Origin of the sequence: Coprococcus sp. AF16-5 (assembly GCF_003479365.1) — a bacterium.
Taxonomy (GTDB): Bacteria; Bacillota; Clostridia; order Lachnospirales; family Lachnospiraceae; genus Coprococcus; species Coprococcus aceti.
Genome location: NZ_QUGZ01000016.1, coordinates 1 through 966 on the forward strand (window position 1 = coordinate 1; position 966 = coordinate 966).

General features: G+C 43.1%; 1 protein-coding gene. It reads right to left on the bottom strand.

Translation table 11 applies throughout. The features are described from left to right. On the bottom strand, positions 1-895 hold an 895-nt coding region (locus DWW70_RS14620), incomplete at its 3' end, for a hypothetical protein (protein WP_330423979.1). Positions 896-966 lie beyond the last annotated feature (71 nt).

A 966-nucleotide genomic window follows, 5' to 3' on the forward strand; every position in this document is an offset into this window, starting at 1 on the left:
AGGTCTTGGCTACATCTCCGCCTGTTATTGCTTTATCATATTTGTTTTCATGATATATGTATGTAGCTGTACCTATTGTTGCATCCCCAACAGCATTTATTACTCTGGCAGCAAAAACATTACCGACCGTCATCTCTGCACCAGTCATCATGACTGCTGTTCCTGCGCCAAACATTCCACAAAGAGCACCTATTATTGCGCCCTCTTCAACGCCACTTGCAAATCCATCAAAAAACGACTTTCCTGCTTTCACTGATGCAGTGCCATTCATTATACCAGATATTGCTGATCCCACGAGGGCAGATGTCGCTATAGACTGTGTTACCGTGGCGGCCGCCGCCCCTAGTACAGCAGGGCAGACTATCGCCACTGCAGCAGTAACCACAAGCACGCCTATGCCTATAGCCAGCTTTCCTTCACTGGTCTCATACCATGGAGTTTCAGCATATAGGTTGCATAGAGTCTGTCCAGATGCCTCGAATTTTTCATTACATTCTTTATACAGATCGTATGCCTCATCCAGAATCTTCTTCAGAGTTCCAAGCCGATCATATTCGTCTACCAGTTGAGCACGATATCTGTCCAGGGATGATATATCCAGGGATTCCGCCATCTTGCTTATGTATATTATATCTCTCTGACGTCTGATATCATCAATATACTGTCCAAGTGTATCATAACTCATACCATGGAGTTTCAGCATATAGGTTGCACAGAGTCTGTCCAGGGATGATATATCCATAGATTCCGCCATCTTGCTTATGTATATTATGTCTCTCTGTCGTCTGATATCATCAATATACTGTCCAAGTGTATCATATATCTTTGACAATCTGTATGGTTCATCTTCAAGCTTGCCCAAGTCTACATATAAAAGCACGCCTCTATTCCCCATTATTTTCATCCCCCCTGTACTTGTCAAGTATCTTTACGATACTAACATCACACATCCTTCATCTACATGAG